Source organism: Paraburkholderia edwinii (assembly GCF_019428685.1).
GTDB lineage: Bacteria > Pseudomonadota > Gammaproteobacteria > Burkholderiales > Burkholderiaceae > Paraburkholderia > Paraburkholderia edwinii.
In genome coordinates this window covers 314,198-336,081 of record NZ_CP080096.1, presented here as the reverse complement: position 1 = coordinate 336,081, position 21,884 = coordinate 314,198, and the positions used below count along the sequence as shown (strand labels likewise).

Here is a 21,884-nt window from a genome sequence, read left to right as displayed (position 1 = left end):
GTGGTCTGTAGATGCAGCGTCGAGTTGGAACGCGCATGATGGCCGGCAGCACCCGATGAGCAAACCACCGGGTGCTGCGCACGACTTCGCGCCTTTGCGCGCCAAACGCTAGTGCGCCGGCTTGATGTTCTGATTGAGCGAGAAGAAGTTGGTCGGGTCGTATTTCGCCTTCACTTCGGCAAGCCGCGCATAGTTGTCGCCGAACGCGGCCTTGGTGCGATCGAGCACTTCATCGCTCGTGAAGTTCAGCAGATAGTCGCCGGTCGAATAGGGCTGCAGCGCATCGGAGGTGGCGCGCACCCAGCCGATGTGCTGGTCGCTCTCTTTCGGGTCCGGCCACTGTCCGCTGATTCCGATGTTGTACAAGGCGTTGCGCTGCCCGAACGCGGTGTCCGCCTGCCCGACGCGCGTCGGTGCGCCGGCGTAGTACTCGACGAGCAGCGACGAAAGCGGCGACTTCATCTGCGTGCCTTGCTCGACCAGCACGTCGATCGCTTCATCGGAAAACGCGGTCAGGAAGGTCGACTTCCAGTAGTTGTGCATGTCGTCCGGATACGATCGGCCAGCGAGCCCTTGCATCGCGAGGAACGGTATCGGTTCGACCGTATCGCGAATCGGCGTGCCGAACCTTCGCAGTGGTTCGATCACGCGCTCGCCTTCTGCGATGTCGCCGCACCAGCAGATGTACAAAGCCGACACCGGCTCGCCGTCCGGCGTCGTGATGATGCCGGCGTAAGCGGTCATCTCCTCCGGCGCGGTCGTGATGAAACTGCGGTACAGATGCATGATCGCGCGTGCTTCGCTGCGCGGCCACAGCAGCTGGCCGCCCAGCACGGTGCGTACCGGGTGGGCGCGGAACGAGAACGACGTGACCACGCCGAAGTTGCCGCCGCCGCCTCGAAGCGCCCAGAACAGATCCGGGTTCGAGTGATCGTTTGCGGTGACCAGGTCTCCCTCGGCCGTCACGACTTCGCACGACTCCAGGTTGTCGATCGTCAAGCCGTACTTGCGCACCAGCCAGCCGACACCGCCGCCTAGCGTGAGTCCGGCGATACCTGTCTTGGGGACGACGCCCGCCGGCACCGCGAGTCCGTGCCGCTGCGTTTCGGTGTCGAGATTTTCGAGCAGCGCGCCACCCTGCACGTGAACCTTGCGCGTTTGCACGTCGACCGTGACACGGTTCATCGCCGACAGGTCGATCACGATGCCGTCGTCGCAGAGTGCGCGACCCGCGACGTTGTGGCCGCCGCCCTTGATCGATACCAGCACATCGTTCGCCCGCGCGAACTTCACCGCACGGATGACATCGTTGACGCCGGAGCAGCGCGCGATCAAACCCGGGTACTTGTCGATGCTCGCGTTCCAGATGCGGCGTGCCTTATCGTAACCGGCGTCACCGGCGGAAAAGATCTGTCCTGCAAAGTTGTTTCGGAAGATATCGATAGCCGTCGTGTCGATGGGCGTACCGTCGCGACGTTTGAGCGTAGCACTATGCATTGTTGCGTTCCTGAAGTGGTGATTCAATCGGTCGTGGACTACCGCCGTCGAACTGCCGGGTGATCAGGTCGTCAGCGCAATGCGGTGTCAACACAAGAACGCCGGATTGCTGGTCTTATTCCTTTTTTTGAGTCGGATGGCTAGTCCATGATCAGGAATGCGTATTGGTCCAACCCGCTTTAGCAGTTGGATAGCAGTCTCAAGATGCGCGCTCCGAGATGCTCTGCGGTGGCTTGCGAATCGATGTTGGTAAAACTAAGGAGCAAAGCGGACTCTTCGCCGGAATTCGTGGTCCAGTCGCTCAATGCCTCTGCGTATAGTCCCGCTTCGCGCATGCTCGCAACGAGCCGGCGATCCGACTGCCGATCCGGCAAGCGCAGGATCACATGCATGCCTCCCGGTTGGGTGTCGATGTGCATGTGTTTGCCCAGTGCGCTTTTCAGGCCCGCCACGGTCGCTTCGCGACGCTCGGCGTATAGCTTCCGCATCCGCTGGATATGCCGGGCAAAATGGCCTTCCGTGATGAAAGCGGTGACGATTGCCTGGGTGAGTTCGGGGCTGCCGCCCGCCACGGCATGAATGATTCTTTCGAACGGGTCGATTTGCGATTCGGGCACGACAAGATAGGCAAGCCGGATGCTCGGAAACAGCACCTTGCTGAAGGTGCCCGCATAGAGCACACGGCCATCGCGATCGAGACTCTTTAACGCAGGCAGAGGGCGGCTGACATACCGGTACTCACCGTCGTAATCATCCTCGATGATCCATGCGTTATTGCGCGCTGCCCAGTCAAGCAGTGCCAGACGCCGAGGCAGGGACAAGGAAACACACAGCGGACTCTGGTGCGCAGGCGTGACGACGGCGGCGCGCGCCCGCGGCGCCGCATCGATTGCCGCCGTCACGACCATGCCGTCTCCGTCCACGGCCACCGGGACGGCCGCAATCTGCATCAGGCTCAGAATTTCTCGCGTTGGCGGATAGCCCGGATCTTCAACCCATACGCGATCGCCCGGCTTTAGCAACGCACGGCCAATCAATTCCATCGTATGACGATACCCGGATGTCACGAATATCTGCGCAGGGGAGCAGTTGATGCCACGCGCGACCTGGAGATAGGCGGCGATTTCGGCGCGCAGCGCCTGCAAGCCGTAAACCGACGGATGCGTCATGTTGGACGGATGCACAGCACGTACACACCGTGCTCCGAGGCGTGCCCAGATCTTTCGCGGAAATGCATCGAGCGCGGGCAATCCCATCTGGAATGGCAGCACCGTATCCGGCCGAAAACTGGTGCGAACCACGCTGCGTATGACTTGAGGAGTCGGGCTTGCGACAGGAGAGGGCGGTTTGAGATCCGGCGTCACGATGGAGCCGGCCTGACCGCGAGCCTGAATGTAGCCTTCCGCGCGCAGCAACGCGAAAGCGGTTTCGATCGTGCCTCTTGCCAGCCCCAGTTCTTTGCTTAGCGCTCGAGCCGAGAGAATCCGGTCACCCGGTTTTAGCACGCCGTTGGTAATCGCACCGCGAAACCGTTCATAAATCTGCCGGTAAATGGGTTCGGTTGCTGCGGGATCCAACGGCGAAATTTCGCGGCCCTTTACGACGGTCATGAACTGGCACACCTGGACAATTTCAAAACAGCCAAGCCGTGCCACGAGCGCGCTGACGCTGCACGGCACAGGCTCATCATCTGCCACGTCAGACTACCGTCGTCGTGACGTGTGTCCAAGATCCATGAATCGTTATTGCAACTGGTCCATGCCCTTTGAGTGAAGCAAGCTTCAGCCTCCGTCTCCGCAGGCTGGAGAATACCGCGCTGCTGGTCAGTAATCCCACTGCACCGGCACGAAACGGAAGCCTGCACCGTGCTTCGCAATGTGGCCGATGGACGGAAACGCGATATGCGCAGCAGCCAGCAAAGCACCGGTTTCAGCAGCTTCGTTGAGCAGCGCGATACGCACGTCCACTGCTACTTCGGGTTCGTGCTCAAAGCCGTTCTGCCATTCCGGATTGTCGAAGCCGACTTCGAAAATCGCGTCACCTACGAACGTCAGCTTCTCGCCGTTTGATGCGACGTCCACGACGCAGTGTCCCGGCGTGTGCCCACCCGTCACGCGTGCCGTCACACCCGCTGCGACTTCCACGGTCTGATCGAACTGCACGATGTTTTCGCCGTAGAGTTCGACGAACTTTGCAGCTGCCTTGCGAAGCGCGGGAGGAACCGTTTCCGGCATCACCGTCTTGCTGAAGTCGGGATTTTTCCAGAACGCCACTTCCGCAGCCGACACGTGAATGCGCACTTCGGGGTTCAGCTTGCCTTTGACGCCTTCAACGTTCAGCCCACCGACGTGATCCATATGCATATGGGTAATCACGATATCGGTGATCGCGGCCAGATCGATGCCGGCCGTTTCGAGGCGCATCACCGATCGACCGGCACGCGTGAAGTATTCGAAACCATCACCCACGCCCGAGTCGATCAGGATCAGGCGATCGCCGCTGCGCACGAGCGCGATATTCAGCGCCCAGTCGAACATGTCACGTTGCAGGAAGCGGTGGTCGAACCATTCGTTGCGGTCCGCTTCGCTGACGTTGGTGGACATCGTGGAGGTCGGCAGCGGCAGAATGCCGTCGCTGATCAGCACGACATCGACGTCACCCACGCGCACGGCGTAGCGGGAAGGCACGAGTTCGCCTGAACCTTCTTTGCCGAGGTTGGCGGTAACGGGCTGCACATTGCGGGCTGTTTTGCTCATCTTCGATAGTCCTGTTCGTTAAGTGGGGAAAACCGCACCAGGCGGCGCGGTCCACGAGCACGACTACGAATTTCGCGCGCTTCGATCTGCTCGCGTTTCGACCGACCGTGTGACTGATTGTAGGGAGAGGGGGCGAACGCCAGTAGCGTCGTGAAGGCGTTCAGCATGTTGTCCGGGCGACAACAATTGAGGTTTTTTTTGCATAAATCAGTCTGGCCAGGGCGCGCCAGGTTTGGTTGCTTATGCAACAAGACCGTCATGAAGTTGCAACACAAGGCGGATATTTTCGCGGGACCTTACTAACCCCTCCCATTTCTCCACTTTTTTAAAGTACCGTGAAAGAAAAAATCTTAATTTCCGTCATCCTGGCAGCCGGTCTTAGCGCATGTGGTGGTGATGGCGGTGGCACGGGTGGCAGCAGTGGCGGCAACGCCGCGCCTGCCGATCAAAAAACGCCCTCGCTTGCATTTACCAATCCGCAAAGCACCATTGATCTGAACGGCTACACGCAGACAGCGATGTTTCCTCTGCAGTTTGCGACGAGCGGGACCAACCTGCTGAACGCAGAGGCGTCCGGCGTGACCTATGACAAGGACACCGATTCGTTGTTCGTGATTGGCGATGGTGGCACCGCAGTCGTGCAGGTTTCAAAGGTCGATGGTCACGTCATCGATTCCATGACGCTCAATGCCAACGACTTCCAGGACACGGAAGGCATTACCTATGCCGGTGGCGGCAAGTTCGTCCTCGTTGAAGAGCGTCTGCGTCAAGTCGATCTGTTCACTTATGCGCCTGGCACTACGCTGAGCAGAGCAGACGTACAGTCCGTCAAATTGGGTACAACCGTTGCCAATGTCGGTATCGAAGGCGTCACGTTCGATCCCGCAACCGGCGGCTATATTGCCGTGCGCCAGTCGCAGCCCACCAGCATCTTCCAGGCCGGAATCAATTTTGCCGCCGGGACGGCGACCGCACCGAACGGTACGCCTATCACGTCGGGCACGGACAATCCGCCGGCGTTGTTCGATGCGGCCAACACCGGTCTTTCCGCGTTCAACGACGTTTTCGCGTTGTCGAATATCGTCGCCACCAACGCATCGGATTACGGCAACGTCATCATCATCGGCGCGCCGGATGGCAGGATCGTCGAGATGGACCGTGCCGGCAATTTGCTGAGTAACCTGTATATGAGCGCCACGGCCCAGAACGAGGGCGTGACGATGGGCCCGGACGGCACGATCTACGCGGTGGGCGAACAGGCCGCGGGGCCGAGCCTGCCAGGCCTGACCATCTTCAAGCCGACCACCGGCGCAAACAATGTCGGTATCGGCAGCAACCTCTACCTGACGTTCGATCAGGCGGTGAAGGCGGGCGCGGGCAATATCGTTCTCAGCAATGGCGCCGACGATACGCGGACCATTCCTGTGACCGACGCGTCGCAAGTGACGTTCAGCGGTAACGTCGTCAAGATTCATCCGAAGTTCTACATGGTTGCTGGCACCACGTACCACGTCACGTATCCGACAGGGGCGATCAAGACGGCAGCAGGGGCCGATACCGTTGCCGTGTCCGACCCGTCGACGTTCTCGTTCAAGCCGATCGGCACCGTTGACCACACGGCCCCGACTTTGAACAACACTGCGCCGGTCGATGGCGCGACCGGGATCATCGGCAATCACATGACCCTGTCGTTCAGCGAGGTCGTGCAGGCGGGCGCGGGCAACATCGTGATCAGCAACGGCTCCGATACGCGTAGTGTGGCCGCGGACGACACGACTCAGGTCAAGTTCAACGGCGGCCGGGTGAGCATCACGCTGACGACACCGTTGCAGGATAGCTCCCGCTATACCGTGCAAGTGGCCAGTGGCGTGATCACTGACCTGTATGGCAACGCCTATGCGGGCACCACGCGGAGCTTCACGACTGCGGCAGCCGGTGCGCCGGCGCCGACCGTGCTGATTTCGGAAGTGAACTCGAATGCAGACGGTGGCCAGGATTTCTTTGAGCTCTATAACTACGGCGGCACCGCAATCGATCTGACCGGCTGGAAGTGGGGCGACAATCACGCCGACGTCAACGATGCCAACAATAGCGCGGCATTTGTGGCCGGTACGGTGCTCGCGCCGGGTGAACATCTGGTTGTTGTTCCAGGTGTGCCGGGAACGGCCGAAGCTACGTTCCGCACAACATGGAACCTCGATAACACGGTGCCGGTCGTTGCAATGTTGAACGTCAATAACGATGCAGCGAATCCGATCGGTTTGGGTAAGGGCGATGCGGTGATCGTCTATGACGCGAACGGTAATGTTGCGGCTGCAATGAACTACGGCACACCGATCAATGCGGCGCAAGGAGATGGCACGACGGTAGCGATTCCGACGGCTTTAGGTGCGGACACAACCCTCGTTAAAGCCGGAAATCATGCTGGCGCTGTCTTTACCACCAATGCCGGTGCGAAGGTCTCCGCGGTGTGGGATACGGTTTCGTCGACAACGGCGCCGAACTATATTGCGGCAGTCGTTAACTCGCTTGGCGGCAAAGCCGAACCGTCTAGCGCTAGTTCGATTGGTTCGCCTGGACAGTAATTCTCCGCGCTTTGCGGCACGCGTATTGTTGAAATCCGCCCGACGACTGTGTCGGGCGGTTTTTTTATGGGCTTTAACGCGTCGCGTGGCCATCGCGCGGGCACTTGCGTTCGTGGTGGCATCCACGTCCTCGTTGCCGATACGCGTGTATAGCAACTATGTACTTCCGACATCGTCGCTAAGCGTCGTTGTGATCTTAGAATCGACTGACGATATAGAACGCCTCGAATTGCCTGCTCCAGAGAATGCTTCTCAACAGGCGTCTACACAGTTCCAACAAGAGCGGGTCTTCCCGATAACCACACGCTGCGTGCGTGCGCAGGGGCAACTATTGCCTTCGCGTCGCATACGTTCGAGTTTCGTTGCTTGAATTCCCCCAAAACGCGGAGTGCAAAATGAAAGCGAAGTTAACGCTCGTAAGCGCGGTATCGGTATGTATGTCGATGTGGATGGGACAGGCGTGGGCGCAAAGCTATACGCAAACGAATCTGGTGTCGAATAATGCGGGCGCGGCGAATTCTGTCGATCCGCAACTTGGCGGTCCGTTGGGCCTGTCGCGCCTTTCCAGTAGCGAATGGTGGGTATCGGATTCGCAGACAGGCGTTAGCACGTTGTACGTCGGCGACGGCACCAAGAACCCGCTTGTCGTGACGGTTCCAGCGGTACACACTTCGCGAAGGGAAGCGACATCAGGAACGCCGTCGGGCACGATCGCCAACAACAGTCCGACGGATTTCCTCGTGAGCGGCAAGCCGTCGGTGTTCCTGTTCTGCACACTGGACGGCGCGGTAGTCGGCTGGAATCCGGCCGTCGGTGCGGTGACAGGCCCAACGCCGGCCTCGAATCACGCAGAAATCGTCGCGACGGGTGAACAAGGCTCGATCTATACCGGCATCGCGAGCGCGTTTCTGAACGGCAAGCGTTATCTGTATGCGGCGAATTTGGGCCGCGGCCGCATCGATATCTACGATTCGACCTTTCGCCCCGTGAAACTGCGCCGTGGCGAAGCGGCGCCATGGCGCTTCGACGATCATCATTTCTACAACGATAACGTTGCATTCGAAGACGAACGTCTGCCGGCGGGCTTTGCGCCGTACAACATTCAGGCCGTCGGCAATGATCTGGTCGTGACCTATGCCTATCATCCGGACAGACGAAGCACGAGTCCGATGGCGGGTCCTGGTTTGGGCTATGTCAACGTGTTTTCATCCTCGGGAGTTCTGCTCGCGCATCTCGAGCATGGCGAGTACATGAACGCGCCGTATGGGGTCGCGCTGGCTCCGCTGGATTTCGGCGCGTTCAGTCATGACCTGCTCGTCGCTCAGTCGGGGGATCCGAATGGCCAGTCCGGCGGCGTCATTGCGGCGTTCGATATGTTCACGGGGAAGTTCGATGGCCTCCTGAAGAATGCCGGCGGGAAGACGTTAGTCATCCCGGGATTGCGCGGCATCGCTCCGGGTAATACGTCGCCGGCCAACCTCGATGCAGCGGGTGCACCGGCTGCGCAACTCTACTTCACGGCGTTCTCGGGTCAGGCTGCGGGTGGGAATGCGCTGTTCGGATTTCTCGCGCCTGTTGCGGCTGATCTGATCAAGGGGAATGACCAGTAAGCGTGCCCATCGGCCATGATGGTATGCGCGGAATGCCGAAGGGAGCGCGTTCAGCGCGTAATTGGAAACTGCGCGTAAACTGCACTGCCAGGAAAGCTGGAATCTGCGTTCATTTCCTTGTCTTGACGCATTTCCACGCGCCGTCGATATTGTCTGCCTGCACGAAAAATTCAGCGATGGAAGATTGCCCGTAAAAGAATTCGACCACCATTCCAAGGACACTTCATGCACGCTGTCACTGCATTCAATCTGGTGCTCGTCCTGCTTATCGCGATCATCGCGCTCGAAGTGCTTGCCAGGCGTATGCGGCTGCCGCCCGCCGCCGCACTGCTTGTCGGCGGGGTAGCGATGGCTTTCGTGCCCGGCTTGCCGAACTTCGAGCTGGACCCGGAACTGGTGCTCGTCGTGTTCCTGCCGCCGCTGCTGATGTACGGTGCGTACTTTTTCGTGTGGGACGACTTCAAGCGCAACCTGAGCGGCATCCTGCTGCTTGCGATCGGCGCGGTGGGCTTCACCACGCTCGTCGTCGGCGTCGCGGTGCATCTGGTCGTGCCGGAACTTCCGTGGGCCGCATGCTTCGCGCTCGGCGCGGTGGTTTCGCCTCCCGATGCCGTCGCGGCCAAGGCCGTGCTCGAACGCGTCGCGCTGCCGCGCCGTCTGATGGTGCTGCTCGAAGGCGAAAGTCTGCTCAACGACGCAGCGGGCATCGTGCTGTTCCGCTTCGCGCTCACGGCAGCGTTGAGCGGCGTGTTTAGCGCGCCGCATGCAATCGCGAGCTTCGCGGCACTCTCGCTCGGCGGCATTGTCGTTGGGGGCATCGCGGGCTTTATTGCGGTAAAGCTTATGCGCGCGCTCGAAGACGACTACCTCGTCATCACGACGTCGATGCTCACGGCCTGGGTCAGCTATGTGGCGGGGGAGATGCTCGGCGTATCGAGCGTGATCGCGACCGTCACGTGCGGGATGGTCGTCGGCTGGCATCAGCACGAGGCGCTCACGGCGTCGCAGCGCATGCGCGGCACGGCTTTCTGGCAAGTCGTGGTGTTCGTGCTGGAGGCGCTTGTCTTTGTGCTGATCGGGCTGTCGTTGCGGGGCATCGCGGTGCGTCTCGGCGGTGTCGGTGACGCGTTCTCGCTGCTCGGCCCCGCGACGGCGGCGGTGATCGCCGTCGTGATTCTGTCGCGCTTCGTCTGGGTGTTCGGTGTTGAATCGCTGAAGTGGATCGCCGCGAGCGTCACCGGCCGCAAGACGAGCGGTAACGGTGAACCTGCCCCGGCGGACTGGCGCGCGGCCACTGTCGTCAGCTGGGCGGGCATGCGCGGTGTGGTCACATTGGCGGTCGCGCTCTCGCTGCCCGAGACGATGCCGGGTCGCGATCTCATTCTGTTCGCGGGATTCGCCGTGATTCTCGTCACGGTGCTGTTGCAGGGCGCGACGATCGGCCCGCTAATCGCATGGCTTTCGCTGACGCGTGGCCACGAACGCCGGTCTGGCCACTTGACCGAGCCGCAGGCGTGGGCGCGGCTGGAGGCAGCGCAGCTTGCCGCGATTCAGCCGCTCGTGCACGACGCGAACGGCGAAGTGATCCATCCGCGTCTGCTGGAGCAATACACCTATCGCGCCGCGCTCACGCAGCGCTTCGAGGATATGGAGGCCTTTCCGACTGAAGCCAGGCGCGCACATTACGACATCGTGCTCTCCGCCATCGCGGCTGGGCGCGCGGAGCTGTTGCGGCTCCATCGCGCAGGGCAGATTCACGACGAGCTATTGCACGCGCTGGAGCATGACCTCGATCTGCAGGAGATTATCGCGATGCATTCGCGGAGCTGATGAAGGGCGGGTGTCGCCAGTCGACGGTAATCACGTTCTACTGGAAATGGCTAAACAGAGAACAGCCACCGCACTAACGACAATCGCTTCAAACGCTCAACGCGTAGTACACCGTCGTCATGCCATTGCGCATGGCATGAACCGCCATGGTGACCAGAAAAGGACTGCCGCCTCTGCGGTCTTCAATCACGAACGTTGCTGCCAGCACGAGTCCGATATTGAATGTCACGAGGACGTACGCAAGGCTGTACGTATGTCCGAGTCCGAAGAACAGCGCGGACACGACGATCGCGGTGGCGGTTCCGCAGCCAAACCGGTTCAACAACCGGATACATGCCCACTGATTGACTGCCGTCTCAAGTACTGGGGCAATCAGGCAGCCAATCAGAATCATCGGTCCAAGACCGTGCTTGACGAATTCCGGTCCACCAATAGAAAGATCGGATTTGGCCAGAGCTAAAACCAGCGCAGGCGCAGTTGCCACGTAAGTCAGCAAGAGCGCGACCAACATCAGCGGCAGCGAAGGAAGTTTAGTGGCCCATGCAACGCTGCTTACCCAGTACCGCTCGATCGTTTTCAAAAGATCTCTCCATCGACGATCCACTACCGCTAAAGGACAGTCGATGATAAGCGATCCAGGTGATTTTGACGGCTTGATTTTAAGAAGAGACAAATACGGCCGTGGTCAATCGCGCTGTGTATGCATCTGGCTCAAGTCAGCAAGCCGCTGCGTGATATGCGGCAACCAGTAGGAGCGGCCGAACAGGATAGTTGCGACAAGCACGAGCACGGCGATAAAGCCGATCGAAGCCGACCGTATCGTTCGCGCTGATTCAGTTTGTGTTCCACCGCGTCGCCGGATAATCAGTTCGGCAATTGCGAGGTTGGGCACATAGAAGAAGAACGACATGATCTTGTCGAACAGCCCATCGTAAGTATGCGAATGGTGACCGAAGCCGCCGATCAGCTTAAGCCAGATTCCATAGTCCATTCGGAAAAGCCACGATCCAATGCCTAACGCGAATAACCGGATGGCCCACGCACGATGTATATCGAAGCGTCCGGCTCGCGCATGGCGCACCGTGTTAACGGCGCACAGCACCATCAATGCGCCGTAGAGCGCAAAGCCGGTCGACATGACGGGGCCGCCTACCGTGCCTTCGATAGCAATATAAACAAGACCGCCAACGCCCGTTGCGAGGGCCGCGGCGGCATAGAACCGGCCTATCCATCGGTGAACGTTTGGAGCGCGGGCTCGTAGTGGCGCGATCAGCTGCATCGGGCCGAGAATAAGTACGATGGCGCCCGCAAGGAAATGGGCGCCTATTGCAGCGGTTGCCAGCATCGATCCGGGCTGGTAAATGCGCGGTAGCACCTCATTCCAGTCCTGCATCGTATGCGTGAGCAATGCGCCTTCGTAATAGACCACGATATAGGCGCTGAAAATAATCGCACTGAGCCAGCAGACTATAAAAAGCAGTCGGGTTGACATCCGACCAGAGCGGCGCGACCGGGCAGAAATACCGGGCACTGATGACGGTTGTGGCATAAGGTCTTGACGTTAAAAGGCGCGATCATTTTCGGGCATCGGCGGCCCAGGACGGCAAGCACCAACGCTGGTGCATGGCTCTCGCGCATCTCGTCAAACGTCCGCCGGGAGGATTTATTCCGCGCATGTCGCGCAAACCGCGTTTCCTATTGAATCGGCCACCGGCGCCGCCACACCTTCAGAGCAACAGGTTGTCCATTGATGCTTTCAACTATGGCCTTGACCCTATCGCCTTCCTGAATCCAGCCAAGCGATGCGGCATCAGTCGCCTTGAACACGGTCGTTAGCGGCGCCATACCGACGTTCTTTGGCATCACCTGTCTGATCGATACGAGGTCTCCCGCACGATCGATTTGCGTGACTTGCCCATAGATAACCAAGGGGAGTTGTAGACGGTGAGTATCTTCAGATGCTGCCTCCTCAGAAGCAAAAACGGGCGGAGCAGAGAGGAACACGGCTACGGCAAAAGAGCCTGCAAATCTATTCATGGTTCTTCCCATTCGAATTGATGTGTCGTGGACAGAGTAGTTCGTCCAATATCAAGCGTCATCCACATCAGAATTGGAAAGTTGACTTTGCGGAGCGCAACGTTTCGCTGTAGGCGGGTCGTTTCTCAATGGGAGTTGAAAGAGCCGGGCATGCTCGACAAGTATGTCGATGTTCCCGTGAGGCGAGCGCTTTCGAAGCGCTTCGTCCGAAGCGAACCGGCGGAAAAGATGCGAGTCCCGTTGCAACCGGGACATAAAGTGAACCTGTCGAAACAGGGCGGCGCCCTACGCCTCGGAAATGGTCACCTCGTAGTCTTCGTCGTAGAAGGCGACGAGGAATTCCTCGGGCATCAGCCACGAATCGATGCTGACCGTTTTCTCCCCAACGTCAACGTCGACTTTCGCGTCGGCGTCGACCATCTTCATTGCATGCTCGAGCGTCGAAACGTCGTCGGGGCGAAGTTCATTTTTCACTGAGAATTTCATTGCCGCATCTCCAATAAATACCTGAAAGACAGTCTAGGATTTGCGGGGTTTCATCGACATGCCCGATGTGACGGTTTGAGGACATTTTCCGCTCGCTTCCGGCCAGGCGGCTTCCCGCCCGGAGGGAAGCCGCACGCCGAATGACGCGCGCTATTTCATCGCGGCAACGACTTCTTCGGTCGTCAGCACCGCGTGTGCGAGAAACTGGTAGTTGACCAATGCAGCCTGATAGCCGTCACCCCACGTCGGATGGCGCGGCCCGGCAGTCGCATCTTTCACCACCGCGATCTCGAAGCCCTGCTCGAGCAATTCGCGCAGGTGGGATTCGACGCAGATATTGGCCAGCATGCCGCCGAGCACAATCTTGCTCATGCCCCGTTTGCGCAATTGCAGCGTCAGGTCGTTGGTCTGCGGTCCCCATACCTTGTGCGGGCTCGCCACGACCGTTCTGCCGTCTTCGATATACGGCTTGAAGCGGGCAAGCCAGTCCGCGCCCGAACCTTCAAAGCCGCCGAGATTCAACGGTCCTTTTCTCGCGAAGCTTTTGCTTTCCACTTCGCCTTGCTCGAGCGGACCATATGACTTCCACGCGTAGTCGGTCGGATAGAAGTAGTGCGGCGAAATAAAGACTTCGTATTGCTTCGCTTTTGCTGCCTTGAAGATGTGCTCCATATTGTCGACCGTGCGGTTCTCCGTCACGCTCGCGCCTACGGCTCCCCAGTTCACGCCGTGCTCGCTCAGCACGTCGTTTTGAGGGTCGATAAACACCACTGCGGTGTCGCTGTTGCTAAGGTTCATATCCGCTTCCTGGTCGAGATGAGATTGTGGTCGAGATGAGGTTGGGTCCAGTCGCGCTGTGCCGCGACACAACCGTATCACCGCGACGAGCGGAAAATATTCGATGTCGCGAAGCGGATTCCAGATTTGCACGCAAGCCGAGGCCAATCTGTTGGACGCTGCTTCCCGAACAACTCGTATGTCGATTGGGTTGACGAATTCCGGATCCCATCACCTTCGGCGTTTGCGTAGGCTGACGAATTGACGAGGCGTCAAGGAAGCCGAATTGTTCCGAACAATGACAAAGCTCGCGTCAACTCGCGCGGAACGCATTATCATCGTTGTGTTGCGGGCGGTCGGTTCGTTTGTTCAGTTACGGTTCCTCAGCCACGGTTCCCCAGCACAGGGAAGGTCAAGCCATGGTCCGTCTTGTCATGATCCTGCTCGGTGTCGACTACCTGCGCACGCGCTGGCGTGAACTGCTCGCGGTAGGATTCCTGAGCACTGTGCTAGGCGTGGTGATTTTCTGCGACGCACTCGACGGCGCACTGTGGTTCCCCATCATTCCATTCGCGGGTCTGCTTCTGCTTGAAGGCCTCGCGACGCTTGCCGTGGCGTGGACCGGCATAGGCGGACAGCGCACGCTGCGCTATGTAAAAGGCGTGACCTTTATTGCGTCCGCCGGGCTCGTGCTGATCGGCGGCGTGCACGGCAACTTCATCCTGTCCTTGATTTTCGGTACGCTGTTTCTTGCGGACGGCACGCTGCAGATCATTGCCGCCGCGTTCGTGCGTTACCGGACGTGGAAGATGGCAATTGCGGGGGGCGTGCTGGAAATCGCTATTGCGATCTTCTTTTATCAGCCGTATCCCGATCACTACGCGGGCACCATCGCATACTGTGTCGCCTTCGGCTTGCTGTTCGGCGGCTGGAACATGACCTTGCTCGCGATACGGGTGCGGCGCATGGCGACGAACCCCGTCGTGGCCGACGAAAAGCGCACGGAACATAAGGTCGTGGGAATGGATACCGCCGCGGCAGCGGCCGCAGTCGCTGTGCCCGCAGAAGGGTCCGCACAGATATCCACGCAAGACGCGCCCAGGCCGCCATCGTCGAACCTACCCGACAGTCATCCCCAACCACACGAACACGTTTTGACGATACACGTGTGGACGCCGGTCGGTTCCGCGAAATCGCAGGCACGACGGCAGCCGATTATCGACCGCTATATTGCCGCAGTCGATCGAAACGGTGCGATCTCAACCGGCCATGCCGCGCTCGAGTCGGCAGAAGGCGTTTATATCAGCCTGTACCCGGCGATTGAAATCGATCGGTCACCTGACGAGTTTTCGCGCATTCTGCGTGCAACGCGCGATAACGACGTGCCCGGTGTATACCAGCCCGACTACGAAACCGAATCGAAAGCCTGGTGCCCTTCCACGCGGCAGGTGCGCATCCACAACTACGATGCCGAACGGCTCGAGCGCTTCTGGGCCGAATATCGCCGCACGACAACCTACAATCTGACGTACCGCAACTGCTCGAGCACGGTCGCGAAAGCGCTCGAAGCGGCGATCGAGGGCGCGTCGGCGCGCGCGTGGGGAAAGGACCGCGGCTGGAGGCCGTTTCTGCATATCGCCGCGACGCCCGAATTATGGGTTGCGGCGCAAGTCAGAAAACGCGCGGCGACGATGGCATGGACCCCGGGACTCACGCTCGACTACGCGCGTGCGCTGAGCATGCTGGCGGACCCGCACCCATCCGGATGGGTGAAGATGGCGCGCCTTGCGCTAAGAACGATGCACGAGTCGCGCGTGCGCTGGCGGGCGGAGAAAGCGGCGGCGCCGAACATCGACGACCCGGATGCCCTGGCACCGGCTGTGCAGTCTGTATCGGCCGATGCCGGTGCCGGTGTGAACGCCGGTGCAAACACGAGCGCACAGCGCTGATGCTTCACCGGTCGTTCAGGCTCGTTGCTCACCTGGCCACGGGCATTGCGAACTCCGCACCTTTGGCAATACTGTCGGGCCAACGCTGCATCACGCTCTTGTAGTGCGTGTAAAAGCGCACGGCCTCCTCGCCATAGGTGTGATGATCGCCGAACAGCGATCGCTTCCATCCCCCGAACGAATGCCATGCCACGGGCACCGGCGCCGGCACATTGATGCCCACCATGCCCACCTGAATCTGCCGCGAGAATACGCGCGCCGAGCCGCCGTCGGTTGTGAAAAGCGATACGCAATTCCCCAGTTCATGCGCGTTCACGAGTGCGATCGCGCTCTTGAGATCGGGCACGCGAACCACCGATAGCACCGGCCCGAAAATCTCTTCGCGATAGATGCGCATATTGGGCTTCACGTCGTCGAACAGCGAGCCGCCGAGAAAGAAACCCGCTTCGTGTCCGGGAAAGTTGAGCCCGCGGCCATCGACAACGAGCTTCGCGCCTCCGGCAACGCCCACCTCGATATAACCGAGCACCTTCGTGCGATGTGCAGCCGTGACAAGCGGCCCCATGTCCAGATCGGGCTCCAGGCCGCCGCCGATCCTGAGCGAACGCACGCGCGGCACGAGGCGTTCGAGCAGCTCATCGGCAATGCGGCCAACGGCGACCACGACCGACGTCGCCATGCAGCGCTCGCCGGCCGAGCCATACGCCGAGCCGATAATCGCGTTGACGGTCAGATCGAGATCGGCGTCGGGCATGACGATCAGATGGTTCTTTGCACTGCCCAGCGATTGCACACGCTTGCCGTGCTTCGCACTTTCGCGATGGATGTATTCGGCCACCGGTGTAGAGGTGACCGACGAAATCGCGACGACATCGGGATGCTCGATCAGCGCATCGACGGTTTCCTTATGGCCATGCACGACATTGAACACGCCCTTGGGAAAACCGGCCTCGATAAACAGCTCCGCAAGGCGAATGGACGGCGACGGCGTCTGCTCCGACGGCTTGAGCACAAACGTATTGCCGCACGCGGCCGCCATCGCGAACATCCAGCACGGCACCACCACCGGGAAATTGAACGGCGTGACGCCGGCGGCCACGCCGAGCGGCTGGCGCAGATTCCAGGCATCCATGCCGCCGGAGACCTGATCGGTGAAATCGGTCTTGAGCAGAGTTGGAATGCCGCACGCAAATTCGACAATCTCGATGCCGCGCAGCACCTCACCCTGCGCGTCCGAAAACAGCTTGCCGTGATCGCGCGTAATAAGCGTGGCGATTTCATCGATATGCTCGTCGAGCAGTTGCTTGAACCTGAACATCATGCGTGCGCGCTTGAGCGGCGGCGTTTCGCTCCACGCGGGAAATGCCGCTTTCGCAGCAGCAACCGCGGCGCGGACATCGGCTGCATTCGCGAACGGCACGCGGGCCGCTACCCGGCCTTGCGCTGGATCGAACACGTTGCCGAACCGGCCGCTCGCACCTTTGGCGTGCTGACCGTCGATAAAATGACTGAGCTCGCGCACGCGCGCGGCGTCCTGATCTGCTTCGCTCATACGGCCCTCCTGTGAGGGGATGCGGGCGTCGCCGCAGCACTGCGCGCCGCTTGAGCGCCCTTGGATACGGTTCAGGTTTCGCTACCGCCGGCTTACGAGAGGAAACTTCCGCTGCCGGTCTTCACGACTTCGTTGAACCTTTGCCGCGTTTCAATTCGATTGATCGCGTCGAAGGCGTCGGCGGGAAGGGCGGAGAGATTGAAGTTCTCGCGCGCGCGGGCCGCGGTTTTAGGTGTGGTGAGTACAGCGGTGCCACGTTGCACCGCCCAGGCGAGCAGCACTTGTGCCGGCGTCTTTCCGACCTGCTCTGCAATTTGCATGATGACCGGCTCTTCGAGCGGTCCGGGTCTGATGCCGTGACCGAGCGGCGCAAAGGCCAAAAACACGATGTTTCGCTCACTGCAAAATTCCAGGAGCTCCGTTTCCGGAAGATAAGGATGAGCCTCGACCTCGATCACGGCCGGCTTGATTCGCGCTGATTCGTAAAGCGGCGCGAGGTCTTTCAATGTGATGTCGGAGAGTCCGATGGCCCGGCATTTCCCGAGGCCGACAAGCGACTCCATCGCTTGCCACGTATCGAGCAGGCTCACGCCTTTGTCGTAGATCACATCGCCGTTTTCATCGCGCGGATCCTGCTCGTCGCCTGCTTGAAACGCGAACGGCGTGTGCATGAGGTAAAGATCGAGATAGTCGAGCCCAAGCCTTTCAAGGCTTGCAGCGAAGGCTGGCTCGACACGCTGGGGACGATGATTGGTATTCCATAGCTTGGACGTCACGAAAATCTGTTCGCGTGCGATTCCGCCGGCGGCGAGCCCGGCCTTTAACGCCTCGCCTACTTCCCGCTCGTTTCGATAGCGTTCGGCGCAATCGAAGTGCCGATAGCCGGCTTCGATCGCATAGCGTGTAGCGCTTTGCGTCGTCGCGGAATCGGCAATCAAGGTGCCGAATCCGACAGCTGGCATGCGGCCGCCTCCGTGATTCAGCGTCATCGTTCTGGTTCGAAAATCGGCAGGCGCTTCCATGACGAGACCTCCACACACTCTCACGCCCAACGGTTAATCAGCCTCTGGTCGTTAGCACCCGGTGCTTAGCTTTTAGCGCCTGGCCCTTATCCGTTCGATTCGTGCCCGAGATAGTCGGCGTACCAGTCCGCCCAGTTTTCATCATGCTTACCGGTCTTTTTCTCGTGCTCGCCATGCGCGGCGGCGGCACGGCGAAGCGCGGCCGCGAGTTCTTGCGGCGACGTGAATGCGATGTTTGCTGCGTCTACGCGTCCGGGAAGGCGAGTCGTGACTTCCTGAAAGACCCAGCCGTTTCCATCGGGATCGCTAAACGAAGCGAACGAGCCGTAGCTGTTGCGCTCGGGATGCAGGCCGCTCACGCGTCCTTCTTCGCCCGCATGGTGGAATAGCCCGCCGGCGTCGTGAAAGACTTCGCTCACGTCCGCGCCACGCGCGACCAGCGCTTCGCGCGCTGCAACGACGTCCGAGACGATCAGGTGAAGACCTTGCAGAGAGCCCGGTTTCTCTGTCGTGACGCCGGTGCCGAACAGGATCGAGCAGTGTGAACCGGGCGGTGTGAAGTGCACCACACGAAACTGATCGCTCTTCGCGATATCGACGTCGAGTCTCCAGCCCAGGCTGGCGTAGAACTGCTTCGCGCGGTCGACGTCCGATACGGGAATAACGACGACCTCCAGCTTCATGTCGATTGTTTTTGCATTGCTCATGTCGCGATCTCCTTGAGTTAGGGATGCTCCGAGGACGGCACATGCAAACAGACAGGCTACAGCAGCGGTGGCCCGCGGCGCTTCAAAATCGCACTAACTTACACCGTGCAAGCTTGCGCCAATCGCGAGAAAATATGCGTTTAGTTCACGACTTTAAACGTACTCGACATGTCCGATCTTGCTTCCACGTTTTCCCGCCGCGCCGATATCGATCCCGGTCCGCTCGGCGTGGCCTTGCTGTTGATCGTCGCCGGCGCGTTGTATCTCGCGCAGACCGTCAGCGCGGTACAGGCGGCGCTGTATGTAGTCGGCGCGCTGCTCGGCATCGCGTTGTATCACGCCGCGTTCGGCTTTACGTCGGCATGGCGGGTATTTATTGCCGACGGCCGAGGCGCCGGCCTGCGCGCGCAGATGCTGATGCTGGCCGTCGGGGTCGCACTCTTCTTTCCCGCGCTCGCGTCGGGCACGCTGTTCGGCCATCCGGTGACTGGCCTCGTATCGCCGGCGGGCACATCGGTGGTCGTCGGCGCGTTCATATTTGGGCTCGGCATGCAGCTCGGCGGCGGCTGCGCGTCCGGCACGCTTTACACGGTCGGCGGCGGCAGCACGCGGATGATCGTGACGCTAATCGCCTTTGTTGCCGGATCCGTCGTCGCGACCGCGCATATGCCTTTCTGGACCGCGCTGCCATCATTGCCCGCCATCTCGCTCGTCAAGACGCTCGGCGCAGCGCCGGCATTGATCCTGAACTGGGCGTTCTTTGCGCTGATTGCGGCGGCGACCGTCGTGATCGAAAAGCGCAGACATGGCCGGCTGGTTGCAGCTCATACGCAGCCGCCGCACACGTCGCCGTGGCTGCACGGCCCGTGGCCGCTGGTGGCAGGCGCGATCGCACTCGCAGTGCTCAACTTCGCCACGCTCGCGCTATCGGGGCGGCCTTGGGGCATTACATCGGCGTTCGCGCTGTGGGGCGCCAAGGCAGCGTCCGCGTTCGGCGTCGACGTCGCGCACTGGGCGTACTGGACCAGCAAGCCGAACGCCGCCGCGCTTGCCGCGCCGATTTCGCATGACGTGACCTCGGTCATGGATATCGGCATCGTGATCGGCGCGATGGCAGCCGCTGCGCTGGCCGGCCGCTATGCGCCGGTGTGGCGCGTGCCGCTGCGCTCGCTGCTGGCGGCGGTCGTCGGCGGACTGCTGCTCGGATATGGCGCGCGCCTCGCGTACGGCTGCAACATCGGCGCCTATTTCAGCGGCATCGTGTCGGGCAGCTTGCACGGTTGGGTGTGGGTCGTCGCGGCGTTTTTCGGCAACGTGCTTGGCACGCGGTTGCGGCCGCTGTTCGGCCTGGAAGTGGAGCGGGTCGCGCCGACCGCGTGCTAGACGAGCGGCTTTCTGCATCGCCGCGCTTTTTGCGAGCACCAATTTTCGCGAGCACCAATTTTCGCGAGCACCGAACTTGTCATCGCTGTCAAAGCTGTCGAAGCGTCGCGCTCACTGTCCGCTGCGCAAATAGCTGAGCGCAAGCGTCACGAGCGCGACGCAGGCAAGCGCCGCCGATGCCCAGTGCAGATTCGGCAGACCGGCTCCGGCACGGATGAATTCGGCGCCGATCGCCGTGCCCACTGCCGAGCCTAGATAGACAAACGAGTTGTTCAACGCCATCACGACTTGCGCATGATGCGGCTCCACAATCGCCAGAAGCCGCGCCTGTTGCACGGGCAAAAACAACCAGCCGCTGCCGGACAGAATCAGTAGCGATAGTGCGGCAGTCCAGAACGACAGCAACGAAAAGGCCAGCAAAGCGGCATCGGCGCCAAGCACGATAAATGTCACGACAAGCACGACGATGGGCTTGAAGCGCACGCCAAGCTGACCGCCCGCGAAGCTGCCCGCTACGCCGCCAATGCCGGACGCGAGGAAGATTGCCGCGATCTGGCGTTCGGGAAAGCCATGTGTGCCGAGAATCGCGCCGAGGTACGTGTAGGTGCAGAAGTATGCTGAGCCGATCGCTACCGCAGGCAACAGCGCGAGCAAGGTCGAACCATGCGCGAGCGGTTCGAATCGCGCGACCAGTCCGGGAGAAGGCGCGAGCGCTCCGTCGCCGGACGATACGCGTGCGGCGACGATTGCTACCAGAGCCACGAGCGACAGTACAACGACCAGCCAGAATGTGCCGTGCCAGCCGGCGTGCTGTCCGATCACCGTGCCGATCGGCACGCCCAGCGCGGTCGCCGACGTCAAGCCTAAAGCGACGACCGCAAGCGATTTGCTCTTCTTTTCCGGCGCCGCGAGCGTAGCCGCAAGCGTATAGGCCGTCGGCGTATAAAGACTGCTCGCGATGCCGGCGACCACGCGCGCCGCGATCAAAATCTCAAAGCTTGTTGAGATTGCGCACACGGCATTGGCCGCCGCGAACAGGATGAGCGCGCTTACAACCACATTCCGTTTCTTCAGGTGACCGATAAATGCCGCCAGTACCGGAGCCGCGACGGCATAGGTCAAGGAGTACCAGCTGATCAGCTGGCCGGCTGCATTGACGCCGATGTGAAGATCGCGCGCGACGGCGGCAAGAATGCCGGATATCACGTACGCGTCGGTGCCGATCGCGAATGTGCCCAGTGCGAGAAAGAAGACCTTCGGATCGAACTCTCTCGACCAGCCAGACCGCTTGTTGACGAATGCCTCTTCGGACCGCGAACCCATCTTCATTCCTTTCTCGTTGCAAGCTAAGGCAAATGTTAGTTGTGTCCGCAAACATGTACGTGCACGAGAAACGCGTGTTACGTGTGCGAGAACCGCTTTGCCGGTTGCACGAGAGCCGTGCTTTCGTGCGGCATGGCAGATCGCGGTCGTCGGTCTCGTGAGAGAGGTGCAAGGAAAACGCAAGGCGTGCTACACGAGCATGCTGAGATCACTATTTTTGCTGTCGCACGCGCACGACATTCAATCCGTCGGTGCCATCTTCAAACGGTCTTTTCCTCGAACAAGCCGGCTGCTTCGCCGCGCAAACATCTGCTCGACTCGCCTCGATAAACGTTTGTTTAGGCAGCGTGACGAACTTCTTCTCCGATTG

17 protein-coding genes are annotated in these 21,884 nt (G+C 60.3%); 5 read left to right on the top strand and 12 right to left on the bottom strand.

The annotated features are described in order from the left end of the window. Nucleotides 1-108: 108 nt before the first annotated feature. The 3 genes from KZJ38_RS23330 to KZJ38_RS23320 all read right to left on the bottom strand — a co-directional run bounded on the left by KZJ38_RS23330 (nucleotide 109) and on the right by KZJ38_RS23320 (nucleotide 4,253). Nucleotides 109-1,497: an FAD-binding oxidoreductase gene (locus tag KZJ38_RS23330; RefSeq protein WP_219802068.1), complete on the bottom strand. Its 1,389-nt coding sequence runs from the start codon at nucleotides 1,495-1,497 to the stop codon at nucleotides 109-111. A gap of 179 nt (nucleotides 1,498-1,676) precedes the next feature. Beyond that, nucleotides 1,677-3,107, bottom strand: a complete 1,431-nt coding sequence (pdxR, locus tag KZJ38_RS23325; protein WP_219803575.1) for a MocR-like pyridoxine biosynthesis transcription factor PdxR — start codon at nucleotides 3,105-3,107, stop codon at nucleotides 1,677-1,679. Nucleotides 3,108-3,320: 213 nt separating this feature from the next. Further along, nucleotides 3,321-4,253 (bottom strand): MBL fold metallo-hydrolase, encoded by a 933-nt coding sequence (locus tag KZJ38_RS23320; protein ID WP_219802067.1) that lies wholly within the window; start codon nucleotides 4,251-4,253, stop codon nucleotides 3,321-3,323. Between the two features lie 518 nt (nucleotides 4,254-4,771). Here KZJ38_RS23320 and KZJ38_RS23315 point away from each other — a divergent pair. The 3 genes from KZJ38_RS23315 (at nucleotide 4,772) to KZJ38_RS23305 (ending at nucleotide 10,278) form a co-directional block, all read left to right on the top strand. Then, nucleotides 4,772-6,838, top strand: coding sequence for an SdiA-regulated domain-containing protein (locus KZJ38_RS23315; protein WP_246641960.1), 2,067 nt, complete (start codon nucleotides 4,772-4,774; stop codon nucleotides 6,836-6,838). A gap of 395 nt (nucleotides 6,839-7,233) precedes the next feature. Next, on the top strand, nucleotides 7,234-8,448 hold the full coding sequence (locus tag KZJ38_RS23310; RefSeq protein WP_219802065.1) for a TIGR03118 family protein: 1,215 nt from the start codon (nucleotides 7,234-7,236) through the stop codon (nucleotides 8,446-8,448). Between the two features lie 225 nt (nucleotides 8,449-8,673). After that, nucleotides 8,674-10,278, top strand: coding sequence for a Na+/H+ antiporter (locus KZJ38_RS23305; RefSeq protein WP_219802064.1), 1,605 nt, complete (start codon nucleotides 8,674-8,676; stop codon nucleotides 10,276-10,278). Between the two features lie 88 nt (nucleotides 10,279-10,366). On the opposite strand, the gene KZJ38_RS23300 is transcribed toward KZJ38_RS23305, so the two are convergent. From KZJ38_RS23300 to KZJ38_RS23280, 5 genes are all read right to left on the bottom strand, one after another. Then, on the bottom strand, nucleotides 10,367-10,858 hold the full coding sequence (locus KZJ38_RS23300) for a CPBP family intramembrane glutamic endopeptidase (RefSeq protein ID WP_219802063.1): 492 nt from the start codon (nucleotides 10,856-10,858) through the stop codon (nucleotides 10,367-10,369). Nucleotides 10,859-10,963: 105 nt separating this feature from the next. Further along, entirely contained in the window at nucleotides 10,964-11,827 is an 864-nt protein-coding gene (locus KZJ38_RS23295; protein WP_219802062.1) for a DUF2306 domain-containing protein, read from the bottom strand. Nucleotides 11,828-11,973: 146 nt separating this feature from the next. Continuing rightward, nucleotides 11,974-12,315 carry a copper-binding protein gene (locus tag KZJ38_RS23290; RefSeq protein ID WP_219802061.1) on the bottom strand — a complete coding sequence of 114 codons (342 nt, stop codon included), beginning with the start codon at nucleotides 12,313-12,315 and terminating at the stop codon, nucleotides 11,974-11,976. A 285-nt stretch (nucleotides 12,316-12,600) separates the two neighbouring features. After that, entirely contained in the window at nucleotides 12,601-12,801 is a 201-nt protein-coding gene (locus tag KZJ38_RS23285) for a copper chaperone (RefSeq protein WP_219802060.1), read from the bottom strand. 150 nt (nucleotides 12,802-12,951) lie between these two features. Next, nucleotides 12,952-13,599, bottom strand: a complete 648-nt coding sequence (locus KZJ38_RS23280; RefSeq protein ID WP_219802059.1) for an isochorismatase family protein — start codon at nucleotides 13,597-13,599, stop codon at nucleotides 12,952-12,954. A 398-nt stretch (nucleotides 13,600-13,997) separates the two neighbouring features. Here KZJ38_RS23280 and KZJ38_RS23275 point away from each other — a divergent pair, with 398 nt between their 5' ends. Beyond that, nucleotides 13,998-15,527: an HdeD family acid-resistance protein gene (locus KZJ38_RS23275; RefSeq protein ID WP_246641959.1), complete on the top strand. Its 1,530-nt coding sequence runs from the start codon at nucleotides 13,998-14,000 to the stop codon at nucleotides 15,525-15,527. A gap of 28 nt (nucleotides 15,528-15,555) precedes the next feature. On the opposite strand, the gene KZJ38_RS23270 is transcribed toward KZJ38_RS23275, so the two are convergent. The 3 genes from KZJ38_RS23270 to KZJ38_RS23260 form a co-directional block, all read right to left on the bottom strand. Then, nucleotides 15,556-17,079 (bottom strand): CoA-acylating methylmalonate-semialdehyde dehydrogenase, encoded by a 1,524-nt coding sequence (locus KZJ38_RS23270; protein WP_219802058.1) that lies wholly within the window; start codon nucleotides 17,077-17,079, stop codon nucleotides 15,556-15,558. Nucleotides 17,080-17,171: 92 nt separating this feature from the next. Continuing rightward, a complete protein-coding gene (locus KZJ38_RS23265) occupies nucleotides 17,172-18,041 on the bottom strand; it encodes an aldo/keto reductase (protein WP_343223874.1) in 870 nt (289 codons plus the stop codon). A gap of 146 nt (nucleotides 18,042-18,187) precedes the next feature. Further along, complete coding sequence (locus KZJ38_RS23260) at nucleotides 18,188-18,808, bottom strand: VOC family protein (protein WP_219802056.1); 621 nt, start codon at nucleotides 18,806-18,808, stop codon at nucleotides 18,188-18,190. A gap of 168 nt (nucleotides 18,809-18,976) precedes the next feature. Here KZJ38_RS23260 and KZJ38_RS23255 point away from each other — a divergent pair, with 168 nt between their 5' ends. Further along, nucleotides 18,977-20,191 carry a YeeE/YedE family protein gene (locus tag KZJ38_RS23255; protein WP_219802055.1) on the top strand — a complete coding sequence of 405 codons (1,215 nt, stop codon included), beginning with the start codon at nucleotides 18,977-18,979 and terminating at the stop codon, nucleotides 20,189-20,191. Between the two features lie 111 nt (nucleotides 20,192-20,302). On the opposite strand, the gene KZJ38_RS23250 is transcribed toward KZJ38_RS23255, so the two are convergent. Next, complete coding sequence (locus tag KZJ38_RS23250) at nucleotides 20,303-21,520, bottom strand: MFS transporter (protein ID WP_219802054.1); 1,218 nt, start codon at nucleotides 21,518-21,520, stop codon at nucleotides 20,303-20,305. Between the last annotated feature and the right edge of the window lie 364 nt (nucleotides 21,521-21,884).